This is a genomic window from Clostridiales bacterium, assembly GCA_025757645.1.
Taxonomy (GTDB): domain Bacteria; phylum Bacillota; class Clostridia; order Oscillospirales; family Oscillospiraceae; genus CAG-103.
On record CP107216.1, the window covers coordinates 1,942,202 to 1,958,510 of the forward strand.

Annotated in this window: 23 protein-coding genes; 1 reads left to right on the forward strand and 22 read right to left on the reverse strand. The window is 53.7% G+C overall.

Annotated elements, in window-relative coordinates:
- Positions 1 to 343: 343 nt before the first annotated feature.
- Genes OGM61_09360 through OGM61_09400 form a run of 9 tightly spaced genes read right to left on the reverse strand, consistent with a single transcriptional unit; the run spans position 344 to position 5,956 of the window.
- On the reverse strand, positions 344 to 727 hold the full coding sequence (locus OGM61_09360; GenBank protein ID UYI84058.1) for a hypothetical protein: 384 nt from the start codon (positions 725 to 727) through the stop codon (positions 344 to 346).
- A 15-nt stretch (positions 728 to 742) separates the two neighbouring features.
- Complete coding sequence (locus OGM61_09365; GenBank protein UYI84059.1) at positions 743 to 1,339, reverse strand: phage tail protein; 597 nt, start codon at positions 1,337 to 1,339, stop codon at positions 743 to 745.
- A gap of 3 nt (positions 1,340 to 1,342) precedes the next feature.
- Complete coding sequence (locus OGM61_09370; protein ID UYI84060.1) at positions 1,343 to 1,684, reverse strand: hypothetical protein; 342 nt, start codon at positions 1,682 to 1,684, stop codon at positions 1,343 to 1,345.
- Positions 1,681 to 2,112 carry an HK97 gp10 family phage protein gene (locus OGM61_09375; protein UYI84061.1) on the reverse strand — a complete coding sequence of 144 codons (432 nt, stop codon included), beginning with the start codon at positions 2,110 to 2,112 and terminating at the stop codon, positions 1,681 to 1,683. Before OGM61_09375 ends, OGM61_09370 begins: the two co-directional genes overlap by 4 nt.
- Entirely contained in the window at positions 2,099 to 2,440 is a 342-nt protein-coding gene (locus OGM61_09380; protein ID UYI84062.1) for a head-tail adaptor protein, read from the reverse strand. Before OGM61_09380 ends, OGM61_09375 begins: the two co-directional genes overlap by 14 nt.
- Positions 2,437 to 2,748, reverse strand: a complete 312-nt coding sequence (locus OGM61_09385; GenBank protein UYI84063.1) for a head-tail connector protein — start codon at positions 2,746 to 2,748, stop codon at positions 2,437 to 2,439. The genes OGM61_09380 and OGM61_09385 overlap by 4 nt, the downstream gene beginning before the upstream one ends.
- Positions 2,749 to 2,766: 18 nt before the next feature.
- Positions 2,767 to 3,969, reverse strand: a complete 1,203-nt coding sequence (locus OGM61_09390; GenBank protein ID UYI84064.1) for a phage major capsid protein — start codon at positions 3,967 to 3,969, stop codon at positions 2,767 to 2,769.
- A 6-nt stretch (positions 3,970 to 3,975) separates the two neighbouring features.
- Complete coding sequence (locus OGM61_09395; GenBank protein UYI84065.1) at positions 3,976 to 4,695, reverse strand: Clp protease ClpP; 720 nt, start codon at positions 4,693 to 4,695, stop codon at positions 3,976 to 3,978.
- The gene (locus OGM61_09400; protein UYI85584.1) at positions 4,604 to 5,956 is read right to left on the reverse strand and encodes a phage portal protein; all 1,353 of its coding nucleotides are present in this window, start codon (positions 5,954 to 5,956) and stop codon (positions 4,604 to 4,606) included. The genes OGM61_09395 and OGM61_09400 overlap by 92 nt, the downstream gene beginning before the upstream one ends.
- Before the next feature lie 120 nt (positions 5,957 to 6,076).
- On the opposite strand from OGM61_09400, the gene OGM61_09405 reads away from it, so the two are divergent.
- The gene (locus tag OGM61_09405) at positions 6,077 to 7,003 is read left to right on the forward strand and encodes a hypothetical protein (GenBank protein UYI84066.1); all 927 of its coding nucleotides are present in this window, start codon (positions 6,077 to 6,079) and stop codon (positions 7,001 to 7,003) included.
- A gap of 185 nt (positions 7,004 to 7,188) precedes the next feature.
- On the opposite strand, the gene OGM61_09410 is transcribed toward OGM61_09405, so the two are convergent.
- From OGM61_09410 to OGM61_09470, 13 genes are all read right to left on the reverse strand, one after another.
- On the reverse strand, positions 7,189 to 8,754 hold the full coding sequence (locus tag OGM61_09410; protein ID UYI84067.1) for a terminase large subunit: 1,566 nt from the start codon (positions 8,752 to 8,754) through the stop codon (positions 7,189 to 7,191).
- A gap of 136 nt (positions 8,755 to 8,890) precedes the next feature.
- Positions 8,891 to 9,118: a hypothetical protein gene (locus OGM61_09415; GenBank protein UYI84068.1), complete on the reverse strand. Its 228-nt coding sequence runs from the start codon at positions 9,116 to 9,118 to the stop codon at positions 8,891 to 8,893.
- A gap of 115 nt (positions 9,119 to 9,233) precedes the next feature.
- Complete coding sequence (locus tag OGM61_09420; protein ID UYI84069.1) at positions 9,234 to 9,413, reverse strand: DUF5049 domain-containing protein; 180 nt, start codon at positions 9,411 to 9,413, stop codon at positions 9,234 to 9,236.
- Positions 9,406 to 9,633: a DUF4314 domain-containing protein gene (locus OGM61_09425; GenBank protein UYI84070.1), complete on the reverse strand. Its 228-nt coding sequence runs from the start codon at positions 9,631 to 9,633 to the stop codon at positions 9,406 to 9,408. The genes OGM61_09420 and OGM61_09425 overlap by 8 nt, the downstream gene beginning before the upstream one ends.
- Positions 9,617 to 10,294 carry a virulence protein gene (locus OGM61_09430; GenBank protein UYI84071.1) on the reverse strand — a complete coding sequence of 226 codons (678 nt, stop codon included), beginning with the start codon at positions 10,292 to 10,294 and terminating at the stop codon, positions 9,617 to 9,619. The genes OGM61_09425 and OGM61_09430 overlap by 17 nt, the downstream gene beginning before the upstream one ends.
- Positions 10,295 to 10,424: 130 nt before the next feature.
- On the reverse strand, positions 10,425 to 11,663 hold the full coding sequence (locus OGM61_09435) for a site-specific DNA-methyltransferase (protein ID UYI84072.1): 1,239 nt from the start codon (positions 11,661 to 11,663) through the stop codon (positions 10,425 to 10,427).
- A complete protein-coding gene (locus OGM61_09440) occupies positions 11,663 to 12,445 on the reverse strand; it encodes an S-adenosylmethionine synthetase N-terminal domain-containing protein (protein ID UYI84073.1) in 783 nt (260 codons plus the stop codon). The genes OGM61_09435 and OGM61_09440 overlap by 1 nt, the downstream gene beginning before the upstream one ends.
- A 4-nt stretch (positions 12,446 to 12,449) precedes the next feature.
- Entirely contained in the window at positions 12,450 to 12,998 is a 549-nt protein-coding gene (locus tag OGM61_09445; GenBank protein ID UYI84074.1) for a terminase, read from the reverse strand.
- 439 nt (positions 12,999 to 13,437) lie between these two features.
- Positions 13,438 to 13,785: an HNH endonuclease gene (locus tag OGM61_09450; protein ID UYI84075.1), complete on the reverse strand. Its 348-nt coding sequence runs from the start codon at positions 13,783 to 13,785 to the stop codon at positions 13,438 to 13,440.
- Between the two features lie 139 nt (positions 13,786 to 13,924).
- A complete protein-coding gene (locus tag OGM61_09455) occupies positions 13,925 to 14,350 on the reverse strand; it encodes a DUF1492 domain-containing protein (GenBank protein UYI84076.1) in 426 nt (141 codons plus the stop codon).
- Positions 14,347 to 14,571, reverse strand: a complete 225-nt coding sequence (locus OGM61_09460) for a hypothetical protein (protein ID UYI84077.1) — start codon at positions 14,569 to 14,571, stop codon at positions 14,347 to 14,349. The genes OGM61_09455 and OGM61_09460 overlap by 4 nt, the downstream gene beginning before the upstream one ends.
- Before the next feature lie 4 nt (positions 14,572 to 14,575).
- Entirely contained in the window at positions 14,576 to 15,940 is a 1,365-nt protein-coding gene (locus OGM61_09465; GenBank protein ID UYI84078.1) for a DEAD/DEAH box helicase, read from the reverse strand.
- A complete protein-coding gene (locus OGM61_09470; protein ID UYI84079.1) occupies positions 15,921 to 16,202 on the reverse strand; it encodes a VRR-NUC domain-containing protein in 282 nt (93 codons plus the stop codon). The genes OGM61_09465 and OGM61_09470 overlap by 20 nt, the downstream gene beginning before the upstream one ends.
- Positions 16,203 to 16,309: the final 107 nt, after the last annotated feature.

Sequence of the window (16,309 nt, forward strand, 5' to 3'; positions counted from 1 at the left end):
CATTTCACCTCGTACTTAGGACGAAACCGTCCGAACTTCTATGTGTAGTATACCACGATTTTTGAAAAATATCAAGGCTATACGAAAAAGTTCACAAAGAAGTTGTGACGGAAACGGACTAAGTTCGAGGTGAAGCTGCCCGATATGGGTCAAATGCCGTCCGGGATAATATCGTCGATGTAATGCTCTCGTGCCGGGGAGGCCTGCCCGTTATACTGCTTGTGGCACTCCCATAAGTCCAGCAGCAGACCAAACGGCATCAGCCACACCTCATCCTGGCTGAGATGCAGGTGGGCAAGGCCGTAATAAAGAAGCTGGGTAAACAGCTCCGCATCGGAGACCGTTACCCGACTTGCGCGTTTTTTGCGTCTTTCTCGCTTTCCACATTCCGCTTGGTGCCCTTGTAGAGCGCCTCCGTAATGGCGGTTTTGTATCCGGCGAGGTCGAGGGGCGTGGTCAGAAGCTCCACCACATCCTCCGTGAGCAGCTCCTTGGGATGCTCTTTATCCTTGAGGTTGTGAATGAGGATGCTCTGATTTGCCAGAAGCGTGATGAGCCACACGATCTCTCCGATGGCCATTTCAAAGTTCTCGGACTTCATCAGCTTCTCGCCGAGGTTTTCCAGCCCGCCATAGCGACCGGCGATCTCCTTGGTGGCTTTGGTTGTGAGGAGCAGCGTGTACTCCTCGTCACCGATGTTGATAACTGCGGTTCTTTCGTTATCCATTGTGCGTTACCTCCGTTAACCTTGTTTTTCGGGTGTCGTGGTATAGGTCGGCTCATAGACTTCCTTATACCAGTTCGTGATAGTCGCAGCGGTCACATCGCCCTCCAGTGCCTCCGCTTTCCACGGGTGCTTGCCGCCTGCGTCTGCCTTGTTGCGGCGCAGAATGGTGCCTTCAATGGTCGGCGTGGAGAAGGTAATGCTGTCGCCCTTGGTGGCAAGGTTCGTCGCCGGAATACCGAATTTCACGCGGTACAGCCAGTAATACTTGTACTTGCCGTTGGACTTCTTGGCGCGGAAGCCCACCGCCACAGGGTCGCCGCCGTCCTCGGATGCGGAAATCAGCACCTTGTTTTTGTCGATGGTTGCACCCGTGAGGTCGGATGCCGCCGTAGAGCCGATATCGTCAATGCCGAGGGAGAGCGTGCCGGATTTGAATTCCTTTACGATCTCCGAAGCACCGTCGTCGGCGTATAGAGTTGCCTCTGCCAGTTCCACCGAAAGGTCAGCGGAGATGGCTTTGGCAAGCTGGGACGGCGTACCGTAGGTTTCCTCACCGGCGTCGTTTTCGGTGATTTTTGCGTAATACAGTCTGTCAAGACCGATAGTCGCCATAACTTATTCCTCCAGTTCGTAGATTTGCGCCACGTCAATGGCGTAGTGATGATAGCCGGTCTCGGTCTCAAAGCCGATGTACCGGCGGTCGGTAATATAAAAGTTCGCGCCCAGTAAGGCACGGACGAGTGTATTTTTCAGTTTGGTGTAGCTGCCCTTTGTGAAGAGGGACAGCCGTGCCTCCTGCGTTTCGCAGCCGGGAGCGTTGTCGGCGTGAAGCTCGAAGTTGTCCGACAGCGGCGTGATGACCAGATATGTGTCCAGTGCTTTGCCGGAGAACACACCCGTTTCAACGGGAGCCCCACAACTTTTTGCGATGGTTTGTAAATCGGATAGCAGGCTCACAGCTTTTCCACCTCCTCATCCAGTGCCTTGGTCATGGCATCGATGCATTCCTGCCGGGACGCCGTTTTCGCAGGTTTCAGAAACGGTTTTGCAGGCTGACCGTGCTTGCCGTATTCGAGAATGTTGGCAAGTTTGGCGTTGCTGCCGCCGTCCGAGCGGGGTTCTGCGAAGCCGACCTTGATGTCGTGGTTACCGTCCCGGTTCAGCTTGGAGGGAGAAAGGCCGAGTGCGCCCTCCAGTTCGCCCGTGGTGCGGGATTTGAACTTTGTCCCTCTGCCGATAACGGATGAGAGATTGCTTTTGACCTTCTTCAGCACGACTTCGCCACCGGCCTGCAGGATGGTATCTGCCACACTGTCAAAGTTGCTGCCGAGCTTGGAGATCTTCAGGAGAAAATCCTCCGGCATTTTCATTTCAGCTTTTGCCAATGGTGGGTTCACTCCTTTTCGCTAAAACCTCGATGTACATCCCACGGCCTTTGACATTCTCTACGGACACAATGTCGTAGCGGCAGTCATCGCAGATGAGAAAATGGTCGGTAGTGACCGTCAGCCCAGGAATACACCGAAAGCGGAACAGGTCGGTCGCTTCGCTGAATGCAGCGAGGTTCGCCCAACGCTGACTGCCGTGCCGGCCTTCCCGGTACACACGGACGGAAGCGAGGACTTCATCCTCGGAATGGATGAAGCCCTCGCTGTCCTTGATTTGACGGGTTTCTACGATGTCGGCAAAGCCGTTCATTTTTCCAAAACTCATACCTGCCACCGCCTATCCAAGCGGAGCAGCAGATTGACCGTGTTCCACACCTGCTGTGCCGCTCCGGTGTTATCCGCAAAGAAGCCGCCCGTGCTGCCGTCCCGGCTTTCATAGAAGTGGGACGACAGCATAATGACGGCTTGCTCTGTGGTGGCTGGCATGGGATTCTCCTTATAGAACCCCTCCGGGATGTGCTGGTAGCTTTCGGCGTAAGAAACAGCGGCGGTGATGTAGCTTTTCAGCAAGGCATCATCCGCCGTGTGTTCCAGGATAAGGTTGGCTTTCACTTTGGAAAGAAGCTCGTCCATCACCGCCGCCTCCTCTCATCAGGCAGATGCCATTTTGAGCAGCTTGACTGCTTCGGGCAACACCAGCTTTCCGTCCACACGCTCCTTTGCGACAAAGCCGACCATGCCATTTCCAGCAAACAGCTCCTTCAGTTCCGCAATAGAACGAGAGCCACGGTCACCGATGTTGTAGTAACTGAAGTCGCCGAATGCGACTGCGGCCTTGCCGGGAGCAGGGACAGGGAAATACGCAGAGGTGTAAACCTTGTAACCCAGCACACGGTCAGGCTCACCCGCCTGCAGAGAGGGCTGCCACAGATACTGACCCGTGCTGTCCTTCAGCTTGCGGAGCTCTGCGACGCAGACATCGTTGGCAAGGAACACGGCGTTCTTACGGTAGGGACGCTTAAGGGAGTACACCAGATCGATTACCTCGTCGGCTGCCACTTTGCCAGAAGATTTCGTTGTCACCCCGACCTGTGCGCCGCCGGTTTCGGCGAGAATACCCAGGGGCTGACCGGTGCCGGTGCCGTTGATGAACGCATCCTCCTCGGCATTGGCCAGAGCCTTGCCGAACTGCTCCAGAATGTAGTTTTCCAGATTGAATGCGTTATCGTAGAGCAGCTCCTCGGTCACCTTTACAGCAACATGGAGCTTGTGGGCATCCAGGATGATCTGGTCGAAGGTAGCGTCACCGAAAGTCAGTGCGCCGCCCTCCTCGATCCACGCAGCCGCAGGCTTGGTGGCTGCGATGTTGATTTTGTGCTCACCGCTGGTGGTGATAGCAGTGCCGAGAGAACGCATAACGTTTTCCTCGTTGAGCACCTGAATGAGACGGCTGTCATACTCATCCGGCACCAGATAGCCGCCATTGGCATCGATGCCCTCCTGCAGCACATTACTGATCTGACGGAAGTTGGTACGCAGAGCGTTGAGCATACCGCTGCGGTAGGCATCGGTGGCACGGAAGCTCTTAGGCTGCTTATCCTCGGTGGTCTTTCCGTTCAGGGGCTTTTCGGTGATGGGCGCAGAAGTGGGCTTGGAAAGCTGAGCCTCCATCGCTGCCATAGCCTCCATGCGCTCGATTTCAGTGCCGTAGTCCTGAACCTTCTTTTCCATCTGGGCATAGGTCGCAGAATCCTCATCGGAAAGCAGACCGTCCTTGTCACGCTTGGTCTCCACAAATGCCTTTGCAGCGTTCCAAGCCTGGTTGCGCTTTTCACGCAGTTCATTGATTGTCATATTGCATTACCTCCAGTTTTTAATAAGGTTGAGCCGTTCCATCAAATCGGTGGCTTTTTGTGTACGGTTGGGTTTGGGTTCAATGGCGCACTTTGCGGCGATCTTCTCCATGAGGGAGTTCACCACGTTTGCCTTGGAATACAGCATGGAAACGGTGGGTGCGGCTATGTCCTCAGTCTCATCGGCGCGGCTCATGATCCCGTCCGCAAAGCCGAGTTCCACAGCCTTGTTTGCGTCCATCCAAGTTTCGGCATCCATGAGGTGCGAGAGCTTGGCACGGGAAAGCCCCGTCTTGATTTCATAGGCGTTTATAATAGAATCCTTAACACTTGAGAGCATCTCGATAGCTTTCTGCATTTCCTCCGAATTGCCGAATGCCGCCGTCATGGGGTTGTGGATCATGAGCATGGACACCGGGGACACCAGCACCTTCGTGCCTGCCATAGCGATGACGGACGCTGCGGATGCCGCAATGCCATCGATTTTCACGGTCACATCGCCCTTATAATCCATGAGCATATTGTAGATTTGAGCCGCCGCCACGCAGTCGCCGCCGGGGCTGTTGATCCAGACGGTGATGTTGCCGCTGCCGGACATCAATTCGTCCTTGAAAAGCTGCGGGGTGACATCATCGTCAAACCAGCTTTGCTCGGCGATGGTTCCGTTCAGGAACAGCGTCCTTTCCGCTGTCTCCGTCTGGTTCTTCCAATTCCAAAATTTCTTCATCGGTTTTTTCCTCCTTTCCGTCATCGGTAGGTGTATTTGCAAAAGCCCCGGCATTTTTCAGCGGGAGCATATTGCCGTTAATGAGGTACAAATCGCCGCCATCCTCTGCCGGGATACGGTCGAGGTTTTCCAACTCTCGGATGTCGTTGGCGGACATCCAGCCGTTCTGGCGGCCGATGGCGTACCCGTTCATGCGGCTCTGGTAATCGCCGCGAAGCAAGCCTTCCAGATTGAACTTCACAAAATACACAGCTTTTTCGTCCTTGGACAAAAGCGACCGCTGGATTGATTGCTCCCAGCGGATGACCCAGGGGTCAAGGGTGTATTTCACAAACTCAAGGGACTGCTGCTCAATATTAGAAAAGCTCGATTTTTCCAGGTCGCCGACCATGTGGGGCGGAACTCGGAAAATTCGAGCAATTTCATTGATTTGGAATTTTCGTGTTTCGAGAAACTGTGCCTGCTCCGGCGAAATGCCGATTGGCGTATATTTCATACCTTCTTCCAGTACGGCAATCTTATTGGCGTTGCCGCTGCCGCCGAAGGTGGACTGCCAGCTTTCCCGCACACGCTGCGGGTCTTTGATCGTGCCGGGGTGTTCCAACACACCGCCCGGTGCGGCACCGTTGGCGAAGAATTTCGCGCCATACTCCTCACAGGCGATAGCCATGCCGATGGCATTCTTCGCCATAGCGATGGGACTGTAGCCCACTAGCCCGTCAAAACCCAGACCGGGGATATGCAGCACATCCGTGGGCTGAAGCGTTACGGCGAATTCTTTATCCTTGATGGCTTCATCCGACCCTCGGTAATAGGTATAGTACAGCCGCCCACTCTCGTCTCTGTCCACCGACATCCTGTTCGGCATAAGCGGGTACAGAGCCACGATCTCGTTCTTACCATTGTGGATGATCTGCGCATAGGCGTTGCCCCAGAGGAGCAGGTGCGTCATGAGGGTTTCGCGGAACACAAAGGAACTCATCTCCGGGTTCGGCTCATCGTGGAGTAGCCGATACAACGGATGGTCGTGAGCCATAGCCTTGCCGCCGCTGTCCGTGTATTTGTATAGATGAAGCGGCAGTCCTGCGACAGCTTCCGACAGAATGCGGACACAGGAATACACGGCAGTCATCTGCATAGCAGAGCGCTCAGTCACTGTTTTGCCAGAAGTTGTGCCGCCGAAGAAGAAGCTGTACCCGCTGCCGGATGTCCGGTTTTGGGGCTTGTCACGAGATTTGAATAAGCCAGAAAAGATGCCCATTGACTTGACCTCACTTTCTTTTTGTTTTTGGATATTCACATACTTGACAGAGCGAGAAGAAAGATGTATCCTTTGATTACAGAATTTCTGGATATCCATTAAAGCGAAGGAGATGATTAAATGCTTGGTAGGCCCAAAAAGAGAGACAGTCGTGAAAAGCAATACCGTGTCCGTCTCAATGATAAAGAAGATGAAATGCTTGCTTTTTCCAGCAATGCGACTGGCGTTCCCAAGTCTGAAATCTTTAGAAAAGCTCTGCTGGAGTACTGCGAAAAGGTAAAACTCCGGCAGGCAGCAGAAGAAATTGGGGATGACACATCGTGGGAAGATGACCGCATTAGTCTACAACGTGTTGTTGAATGCCCCTATTGCAAAGCAAAAAATCGCATCGACTTGGAGGATGAAGGAACTGTTTCCACTTCCGAACGGCAGATGGGCGATGAGGTAATTTACGAATTTGAGAATATAGAGTGTCAGTGCCATAGCTGCGGACGATCCTTCGCAGTGTCTGGATATATTAGTGAGTACCCCATTGGGGCATTCAACGCTGAGAGTCTTCATGTGACACCTATTGAACCTTTGCCAGATGAAACAACTCACACTGTTGTTTGCCGCGACTGTGGTGCAGTGCTTGAGCCGGGTACAAAACAGAAGCTCTGCCCCGATTGCCGTGAAAAGCGCAAAGCCAAGTGGATGGAGCGCCTTAAGGATGGGGCAAAAATTGTTGGCATTATCGGTGTAGCGGTGGGCGCTGCATACTTGGCTACAAAGGGAACCAGCGACTCTGATGAATCGACAGATGACTTTGAGCCGGAATCCCTGGGTGATGATTCTTGTCGTAAATTCAAACTCCTTATGAAATACCCCGATGGTACCGAGGAGGAAGAGGATGAACTCTTCGATTCCGAAGAGGAGGCAAAAGAGTACGGGGACTACATGATCTCCTGTTCACGGGAAGGTGCGGAGACACTTTATATGTCTAACCCAGGTGACTACCCTTTGGAGGATTATGAAGACCCCGATTATGAAGTGATCGAAACGGAGTGATTAACAATATTGGTACTTTGTATCAATTACGCCTGTGACTGGGTTCAAATAACAAATATGGGGTGCCGGTATACCTGCCCAATGAAGGAAATCGCTGGTGAGCTGTACTCCCGTTTTAAGAACCAGTGGCATCGAGTATGGGAGTACACCTCAGAACTGACATCAGAATTTCGCTAACAGGCAATTTATAAAAACAGCAGCCCTCTGCTGTCATAGACCGACTCGATAGTGTCGTTGCCGCATCGGATGGCCCGATCAAGGGCCATAACGGTGGCAACGGCACCATCGATTTTCTCCGTAGATTTCTCCTTGTCCGGTTTGATATTGCCAGCAGGGTCGGTGCGGATGAAGATGTTGTCCATCATCCAGCGTAGAACGGGGTGCCCTCCGTGAGCGATTTTCTGCTCCAGCACCAACTTCATCAGCTCCTTAGTGGGCGGGGACATATCCTTGAACCCCTGTCCGAAAGGAACAACCGTGAAGCCCATGCCTTCCAGGTTCTGCACCATCTGCACAGCACCCCAGCGGTCGAAGGCAATCTCCCGAATGTTGAAACGCTCACCCAGGCTTTCGATAAATTTCTCAATGTAGCCGTAGTGAACGACATTGCCCTCGGTGGTCTGCAGATATCCCTGCCGCTCCCACACATCGTATGGCACATGGTCACGCCGGACTCGCAGGTCGAGGTTGTCCTCCGGTATCCAGAAGTACGGCAGGATGACGTACTTGTCATTCTCATCTTCTGGCGGAAACACCAGAACGAACGCCGTAATGTCCGTTGTGGACGAAAGGTCCAGACCGCCGTAGCAGATGCGACCTTCCAGATCATCCTCGTTGACGGCGAACTCGCATTTGTCCCACTTGTCCATCGGCATCCAGCGAATTGCCTGTTTGACCCACTGGTTGAGTCTCAGCTGTCGGAAGGAGTTCTCCTCGCCGGGGTTCTGCTTTGCCGACTCGCAGGCGTCTTTGACCTTGTCGATGCCAACCGTGATGCCGAGAGAGGGATTGGCTTTCTTCCAGACCTTCGGGTCCGTCCAATCGTCCGATTCCTCCGCACCGTAGATGACGGGATAGAAGGTGTGGTCGATCTTTCGACCCTCGATGATATCTTTTGCTTTCTGGTGAATCTCATAGCAGATGGATTTCGTATCGTTGCCGGCCGTGGTGATGAGGAAATACAGCGGCTGCATACGGGCATCGCCGGAGCCTTTGGTCATAACATCGAAGAGCTTGCGGTTGGGCTGGGTGTGCAACTCATCGAACACCACGCCGTGGGTATTAAATCCGTGTTTGTTGCCCACATCGGCAGAAAGCACTTGATAGATACTGCCTGTTGGCTGGTAAATGAGCCTCTTCTGGGAATCCAGTATCTTGACCCGCTTTGAAAGCGCAGGACACATCCGCACCATATCTGCTGCTACGTTGAAAACGATGGACGCCTGCTGACGGTCGGCAGCGCATCCGTAGACCTCGGCTCGTTCCTCTCCGTCACCGCAGGTGAGCAGAAGCGCCACCGCAGCAGCAAGCTCGGACTTGCCCTGCTTTTTCGGAATCTCGATGTAGGCAGTATTGAACTGCCGATAGCCGTTGGGCTTGAGAACACCGAAGATGTCCCGAATGATCTGTTCCTGCCAGTCAATAAGCTCGAAAGGCTTTCTCGCCCAGGTGCCCTTGGTGTGGCAGAGGCTCTCGATGAACATGACGGCGTAATCCGCAGCGTCCGTATCATAGTGGGAAGTTTTCTCCATGAACCTTGTGGGCTTATATGTTTTCAGTTTTCTCGTAGAGACCACCTCCTGGGCATAAAAAATACAGCCCTGTGGCTGTTTCGGAATATACGAGAGAAAGAGCCTTTCGGCTCAGCCTCTTTATGGAATTATTGGGTTACCAGTTCTCGCTGTGGAGCAGAAGCTCCAGCGCAAGCTGCGTGTTCTCATCGGCGGGTTCGATGTCCCAACCTCTGTCGTAGTTGCAGACGATGTATCCGTTGCGCTTGAACATTAGCTTGGAAATGCGTCCGCCGTCGATGCCCCACTCGGAACCTTTGTCGTACTGCTTCATCCAGTAGTGAAAAACCTCGCCGTTAACTCTGATGCTGCCTTCTTTCCACATAACTGTGTACCTCCGTTTGTTTTGTTGTGAGTGTATATTACCTCTGAAGTACGGATATAGCCAGTTACATCGGAGATATATACTACACAATCATTGGGGGTGGAAACTGTGTATATTACAGCGGTTCTCCCGTGAGGATGAAATGCACATACTCGCTGCGGTGTTCTTCGAGGAATACCACCAGTTCGTAAAACCGCATCTCATTGGCAATGTACTGTACCATCAGCACATCAAACATATTAGTGCATCCGGTCTTGCGGACGGTAAGAATCTGCTCTCGGATTTTCTCATTCATTGTCGCACCTCCGGCAGATGTCCTCGCCGTAAGCCACGCTTAAGCCGCAGCCGTTATCCCAAGCAACCATGATGCTGCCGATATCGTCCACACCTCGCACGGTGCCTTTCGTGCCGACAGGCGGTGCCTGGGGATCGTCCATCCGAACAAGCTCTACACGGCTGCCGACCGGATATTCCTTGCGAATACGCTCGACCGTTTCCTTACTTGGAAATCTCATGTTCTGTACCTCCGTTTTTGAAAGCTGAAGAGCCGGACAGGTTCTTCAGCAGGATTTTTCGAGCGGCCTTGTATTCCGCGCCGATGAAGCCCAACCGAAGTAGAAAGCACCGAAACGCATATTTCTCGTTGCCGGTGGGCTTCTCGGTGGAAGTTACACGCTTTTGCGTCCGCGCCATTTCGCACAGCTTGCAAATGAAGGTGTCGTAGGCGTTCATCTCGTCCGGGGTGGGAATCGCCGGGAACCAAGGGAAGGATACCTTCGTGTCGGTAACTTCCAATGGCAGGTCAGCGACTCCGAGGGCTTTCTTGATAAGACTTCCCTTGGCTGTGATGAGTGCCTTGAGATTTTCCAGATTGCTGTCGGTGAACAGGCTCTTCGGCATGGAAACGCAGACGGCGCAAGGCTCGTCCTCATCCTCGGTGTGGCTCTGGTCGATGTCAAAGCCCTCATCGTAGATATGCTCAAGCAATCTTTCAATGACCTCGCTGTCGGCATGGTCGTCAAAGGAAAGGCTGCCGTTTCGGTCGATGGTGAAGCAGTCCACCTGGTAGGCGCAGGACGGAACCCCCAGGTACTTGGCTTCACAGCCGAGCCACTGTGCGATGGTCTGTACCAGCCGCTTGCGTTCCGCACCCTGGGCGTTAATTGTAATCGTCATTTAAGTGACCTCCTTGATTTTTGGTAGTCACATATTCGCTCTGAACGCTCTGAATAGCAAGGCTCAGATGAGGAGAATGATGTAGATTTATTCGTCGCGGGACTGTGCAGACCACACAATGCTGTGCGCGTCATTCGTCATGGGGCGCTACCTCGCTATACTTGTATTCCTTGCCGTCACGCAGAACGCTGACCTTTTCATCCGAGCCGACCTGCTCGATGTACCGTTTTACGATGACGTCGCAGAACTTCTCATCCAGTTCGATGGCATAGCAGATGCGGTCGGTCTGCTCACAGGCAATGAGCGTAGAACCGGAGCCGCCGAAGGGGTCGAGCACCACGGAGTTTGTCATAGAGCTGTTCTGAATGGGATAGGCAAGCAGCGGAATTGGCTTCATGGTAGGATGGTCGCCGTTTTTCTTGGGCTTGTCGAACTCCCAGATGGTGGGCTCTTTGCGCCCGGTGTACCACTGGTGCTTGCCTTTCTTCTTCCAGCCGTAGAGGCACGGCTCGTGCTGCCACTGGTACGGAGAGCGTCCCAGCACCAGGGACTGCTTCTTCCAGATACAGCAGCCGGAAAGATAGAACCCAGCAGCGTCAAAAGCCTTTCGGAAGTTCAGCCCCTCAGTGTCGGCGTGGAACACATAGATGGAGGCATCGTCCGCCATGACCTTCTCCATATTGGAAAAGGCATCGAAGAGGAAGTCGAAAAACTTCTCCGATGCCATGTTGTCGTTTTTGATTTTCCCGGCACTGCCCTCGTAGTTCACATTGTAGGGCGGGTCGGTAATAACGAGGTTCGCCTTGCGGCCGTCCATGAGTGCGGTGTAGGTTTCCTCTTTTGTACTGTCGCCGCAGATGAGCCGGTGCCGTCCCAGCGTCCAGATGTCGCCGGACTTCGTGAAGGTCAACTTTTGCAGCTCGGCATCCACATCAAAATCATCCTCTTGGATGTCCTTACCGTCGTCAAACAGCTTTGACAGTTCTTTCTCGTCAAAGCCGGTGAGGAGCGGGTCAAAGTCCGCCGCCTGTAAGGACTCGATCTCCACACGCAGAAGCGCTTCGTCCCATCCGGCATCCATCGCCATGCGGTTGTCGGCAATGATGTAGGCTTTCTTCTGGGCTTCGGTGAGGTGGTCGGCAAAGACGCACGGCACCTCGGCGATGCCTTCCTCCTTGGCGGCAAGAATACGACCGTGACCGGCAATAACGCTATAGTCACGGTCGATGATGACAGGATTGATAAAACCGAACTCACGGAGCGAGGAGCAGAGTTTGTTGATCTGCTCCGGCGAATGGGTACGGGCGTTATTGACATAGGGAACCAGCTTCGTGATAGGTACGAGCTGCATCTCGGTCGTTGTTTTCATTAGACCAGCCCCCATTCCGCAAATTTCTCGAAGCCGCCGACCGAGTGGATGTAGTTTCGGGCGATCTCCACGATTTCGGCGTAGGGTCTGCCGTCCACGGCATCGTCCCCAATAGCGCAGCAGAGTGTCACGGGCTTGCCGGTTTCCTGGGCTTTGAGAAAAGCATAGATGTTGACAGACACATCTGCCTTGGATAGATCCTTACCGTGCAGACCGCCGCCTGTCACCGAGTCGGCCATATCCGAACCGAGCTTACGGTTGGCAACGCCGGTGTCCACATCGATGCCGCCCGTCCAATCGCCGAGCGGGTTGATCTCCGCATCGGGATAAATCTCGCGCAGATGCTGTGTCTCGGCATTGCTCTGACAGAGGATGAGCCGGTCGCCATCCAGGATGTACTTGCCGTCATTTGGATACACGGAGAAAATGTTCCGTGCGATCTGCGACAGCATTTTCTGCTCTTCAGTCACGGGCATTCCCTTGAAGATGCCGTTATCGCCACAGCGGACGCCGTCTGCCTGGTTATCGGCAAGGTGACCGTCCTGTGGCACTTCCACATAGTCCACGGTGAGATTTCCGGCAATGCGGTGAACGGCAGCGGTGACACCCGCCTTGTCCAGAGAAACAGAAGTTTCCGCAATGATGTGGCACACACCGTGGCCGATGAGGACTTCAACAGCGATGCGGGGATTTTCTGCTTTCTTGTATGCCAGGTCAACGAGCGCACCGGCAATTCTGTCTGCCACCTTATCCGGGTGGCACGGATTTACTTTTTCAAACATGGTGTTACCCCTTTCTCGCACGGAGCAGGCGTTCCATAAGGTCATCCTGCGGCGTAGACTCGCCGTATTCCGTGCTGCAGTTTTCTTTCACGATCTGGAAGATCTCATTCCAGAGCCGAACCGCCTGGTTCATGTAGTTGATGCCGATGTTAATAAACGGAGACGGGATCGGCTTTCCCGTGGTGGGGTGCTTGGAGAGGAAACCCATGCGGTTGGTCATTTCCTCGCACTGCACCCAGCGGGCGGAACACATGGCATAGCGCTCCAATAGCTGCGGCGACACCTTTGCGGCACAGCCGATGCCTTTGAGCCACTGCCAGGTTTCCGTGTAAATTTCCTGCGCCTGCAGGACTCTGCCGTCCCGCTGCTCGGCGGAAAGAAAATCATGGGGCTTCGGCATGACAACACCCTCGACTTCGGGAATATCCAGCACTTCAAGTTTTCTGCCGCCGGGATTACCGCTTTCGGCTTTGTCCTTGACTGCGGATTTCTTCCTTCCCGCACCGGGTCTTGCGCCGCCGCGCCCTCCCGTGTTATTCGATTTTGTGGGCATCCGAGTTCACCTCCCTTAATTACCCTTTTGATTTCGCCTTTTTCGCACACGTGACCCCGGGCCGTTGCCCGACCGAGAGGGCCGTAGAGATTTGACCGCCCCTACCGCAAACAATTGCATTTTCGTAAAATCTGTGTTATAGTGAATTCGTTCCAATTGTTGGTTATGGTGACAAGCATTTTTCTACTCAACGGAATCCCAGTCAACACAGTTTCGCTCTTCCTTGCACTGGTTCAAACACTGATTGCAATGAGAAGTCTAAAGGAGGAACTTGAGATGGTAAACGGATATAACACGGTGGTATGCGGCGCGCACGGGGCGGCCTGTTTGTAGCTGTGGAAACCGCAGGAAGAATGCGAATAGCCTTAACAAGTGCCGATAGTAGGTTCGATTCCTACCCGCTCCGCCATAAGAGGTCATCCTTCTGGGTGACCTCTTTTTATCTGTCACCAAGGTCATGGTGTATCTTCGTGTGGCAAGACTGGCACAGACTCATGAGGTTCTCTCTTGCGTGAGTGCCGCCTTTGGAAACGGGCAGAATGTGGTGAACTTCCTGCACCGGAGTCAGCCGACCTTCCTTGAGACACATCTCGCAGAGGGGATGCTCCGCCGCATAGCGGTCACGGATACGCTTCCATGCTCTGCCGTACTTGCGGTTGACATCGGAACTGCGCTCGTATTTATCATATTTGCGGCGTTCCTCCGTGCGGTGCTGCTCACAGAACTGTCCGTCACAGAGGTTGGGGCAGCCAGGGTGGGAGCATGGTCGCAGCGGTTTCTTCGGCATCGTTTCACCTCCTTGGGCATGAGAAAAGCCCCACGGTATTGCTCCCATGAGGCTATCCTTGATTCTTTTTCGCTGATTCTATCATACCATAATGGTGAGGTGGGCATCTACGGACAAAGCTGGGTATTTCCGGCGTCTTTCAAATTTTAATGGGAGCGGTGGGCAGCTTCACCGCAGAAAGGGCTGCTTTGTGCCATCTGCGGATGGTGCTTTCGTCCGCATTCAGCTCACCGCCAATCTGCTCCCAGGTCATGTTGTGGATGTAGCGGTAGCGCAGAACCATCTGCTCGTTGACACTCGTAACGGTGTCCACCGTCGACCGAATCTGCCGTTTCAAATCAACGAGGGTGTCAATCTCGCTGTTCACGACCTTTTCCAAGTCCATGATTTTCTCCAGACACCGCACGAAAGGTGCATCCGTGTGGCGGGAGGTTTGAACTTTCTCTTCCCACGACGGGGACGAGATGCCGCAGGCCATTTCCTGAAGGCGGCTGATTTCCTCAATGTTGGAGTTGATGCGCTGGTCGAGGCGGTAAGCCTGACTGAGATATTCCTTTGCGGTCATACGGCATACACCTCCTCGTTCATTCTCTGAATCAGTACCTCGCCGTTCAGGTCGGTCAGCACCTCAAACCAACCGGAGCGGAAGAAGCGCTCACAGTCCTGCTTGATGTATCGTGCTTCCTTGTCATGCGGAAACTTTTTCAGACGGCGCAGTGCTTTGGTGTAATCCTTTGCTGCCTGTACGATAATGGCGTTTGCAAGGTTCGTATAACAGTTTTCCATTCGTTTATCCCTCCAAATCGGCCTTGACCGCATCGATGAGTGCGGTCTGGGTCTTTTCTTTTTTGCGGAGCGCAGTCATGATGCGCTCGTCGATGGTGTCTTTGGCAATAATGTGGTGAATGACCACGGTATCGGCGGTCTGTCCCTGTCGCCACAGTCGGGCGTTGGTCTGCTGGTAAAGCTCCAGCGACCAGGTCAGCCCAAACCAGATGAGGGTCGAGCCGCCTGCCTGCAGGTTCAGCCCATGACCGGCAGAAGCCGGGTGGATGAGTGCCACGGGCAGCTCACCGCTGTTCCATCTGCGGATGCTGTCGGAATCGTCCAGCAGACCGAACGGGATGTATCGTTTGTGGAGCCGCTCGGAGATGCGCTCCAGGTCGTGCTTGAACCAGTACGCCACAAGGACGGGTTTCCCATTTGCGGCTTCGATGAGATCCTCCAGCATATCCAACTTGCGGTCGTGTATCTGAAACACACGCTTGTCCTCTCCGTAGACTGCTCCGTTTGCCATTTGGGAGAGCTTATTCGCAAGCGCTGCGGCGTTCCCGGCGTCGATTTCTTCGCCTTTCAGCGAGATAACCAGGTCTTGTTTCATGGCATCGTAGGCTTTGCGCTCTGTTTCGGATAGCATCACAATGGCGTCATTATGAACGCACTCCGGCATATCCAAATGGTCGACGGCTTTCATGGAGATGGTGATGTCGGAGATGGCATCGTAGATTTGTTCCTCCGCACCGGGCAGCGGCTTGTAGCTGAACACCACCTGCCCGTTGCGCTTATCCGGGCGGAAGAAGGTGTTGCGGTAATGGGTGATGAACCGACCGAGCCGCTTGCCCATATCAAGGATGCGGAACTCTGCCCAGAGATCCATAAGACCGTTGCTGCTTGGCGTGCCGGTCAGGCCCACGATGCGCTTGATGCCGGGACGGACTTTCAGAAGAGTTCTGAACCGCTTTGCCTGATAGCTCTTGAAGGAGGACAGCTCATCGATGACCACCATGTCGTAGTCGAAAGGGATGCCGCTCTCATCAATGAGCCACTGGACATTCTCCCGGTTGATGATGTACACGCTGACCCGCTGCCGGAGTGCCGCCTTGCGCTCTGCTTCTGTACCGACAGCCACCGAGTAGGTCAGCCCATGCAGATGATCCCACTTGTGGATTTCCGCAGGCCATGTATCTCTGGCGACACGCAGCGGAGCGATGACCAGCACCTTGCGAACCAGAAAACTGTCGAGGCAAAGGTCGAAGATGGCGGAAAGCGTGATGATGCTCTTACCAAGACCCATGTCGAGGAATACAGCGGAGATTGGATGCTCCAGGATGAAGTTCGTGGCATACGCCTGGTAGTCATGCGCCTTGTATTTCACTGAGTATCTCTCCAATCTGATCGGGGCTATCGATGCAGTACACCGAAAAGCCGAGTGCTTCTAACTGCCTTTTTCGCCTTACTTGCAGAGGGCGGAGTGTTTTGCCCGGTGCTTTCAACTCAATGAAGGCGATTTTGCCGCCGGGCAGGAGCACCAGACGGTCAGGCACTCCATCGAAACCTGGACTTGTAAAGTTCAGTGCAAGACCGCCCATTGAACGAACGGTCTGTACCAGCTTTGCTTCTATTGTTTTCTCACGCATAATGGCCTCCTGTGTTCTCAAAACCCGAAAAGTCCTTTACGTGCGCAAATGCGGGTATTGCGTGCTTGTTGCTCTTTATTCCTTCTTCTTTCGATATATAAGAAAGG

Excerpts from the sequence above, each read along its gene's own strand:
- OGM61_09385 (UYI84063.1), bottom strand. The coding sequence starts at position 2,748 with ATGGACGAGCTTCTTTCCAAAGTGAAAGCCAACCTTATCCTGGAACAC.
- OGM61_09420 (UYI84069.1), bottom strand. The coding sequence starts at position 9,413 with ATGAATGAGAAAATCCGAGAGCAGATTCTTACCGTCCGCAAGACCGGA.
- OGM61_09435 (UYI84072.1), bottom strand. The coding sequence starts at position 11,663 with ATGAAAACAACGACCGAGATGCAGCTCGTACCTATCACGAAGCTGGTT.
- OGM61_09450 (UYI84075.1), bottom strand. The coding sequence starts at position 13,785 with ATGCCGAAGAAACCGCTGCGACCATGCTCCCACCCTGGCTGCCCCAAC.
- OGM61_09390 (UYI84064.1), bottom strand. The coding sequence starts at position 3,969 with ATGACAATCAATGAACTGCGTGAAAAGCGCAACCAGGCTTGGAACGCT.
- OGM61_09470 (UYI84079.1), bottom strand. The coding sequence starts at position 16,202 with ATGCGTGAGAAAACAATAGAAGCAAAGCTGGTACAGACCGTTCGTTCA.
- OGM61_09360 (UYI84058.1), bottom strand. The coding sequence starts at position 727 with ATGGATAACGAAAGAACCGCAGTTATCAACATCGGTGACGAGGAGTAC.
- OGM61_09405 (UYI84066.1), top strand. The coding sequence starts at position 6,077 with ATGCTTGGTAGGCCCAAAAAGAGAGACAGTCGTGAAAAGCAATACCGT.
- OGM61_09380 (UYI84062.1), bottom strand. The coding sequence starts at position 2,440 with ATGAGTTTTGGAAAAATGAACGGCTTTGCCGACATCGTAGAAACCCGT.
- OGM61_09430 (UYI84071.1), bottom strand. The coding sequence starts at position 10,294 with ATGACGATTACAATTAACGCCCAGGGTGCGGAACGCAAGCGGCTGGTA.
- OGM61_09445 (UYI84074.1), bottom strand. The coding sequence starts at position 12,998 with ATGCCCACAAAATCGAATAACACGGGAGGGCGCGGCGGCGCAAGACCC.
- OGM61_09395 (UYI84065.1), bottom strand. The coding sequence starts at position 4,695 with ATGAAGAAATTTTGGAATTGGAAGAACCAGACGGAGACAGCGGAAAGG.
- OGM61_09400 (UYI85584.1), bottom strand. The coding sequence starts at position 5,956 with ATGGGCATCTTTTCTGGCTTATTCAAATCTCGTGACAAGCCCCAAAAC.
- OGM61_09410 (UYI84067.1), bottom strand. The coding sequence starts at position 8,754 with ATGGAGAAAACTTCCCACTATGATACGGACGCTGCGGATTACGCCGTC.
- OGM61_09460 (UYI84077.1), bottom strand. The coding sequence starts at position 14,571 with ATGGAAAACTGTTATACGAACCTTGCAAACGCCATTATCGTACAGGCA.
- OGM61_09440 (UYI84073.1), bottom strand. The coding sequence starts at position 12,445 with ATGTTTGAAAAAGTAAATCCGTGCCACCCGGATAAGGTGGCAGACAGA.
- OGM61_09425 (UYI84070.1), bottom strand. The coding sequence starts at position 9,633 with ATGAGATTTCCAAGTAAGGAAACGGTCGAGCGTATTCGCAAGGAATAT.
- OGM61_09455 (UYI84076.1), bottom strand. The coding sequence starts at position 14,350 with ATGACCGCAAAGGAATATCTCAGTCAGGCTTACCGCCTCGACCAGCGC.
- OGM61_09365 (UYI84059.1), bottom strand. The coding sequence starts at position 1,339 with ATGGCGACTATCGGTCTTGACAGACTGTATTACGCAAAAATCACCGAA.
- OGM61_09415 (UYI84068.1), bottom strand. The coding sequence starts at position 9,118 with ATGTGGAAAGAAGGCAGCATCAGAGTTAACGGCGAGGTTTTTCACTAC.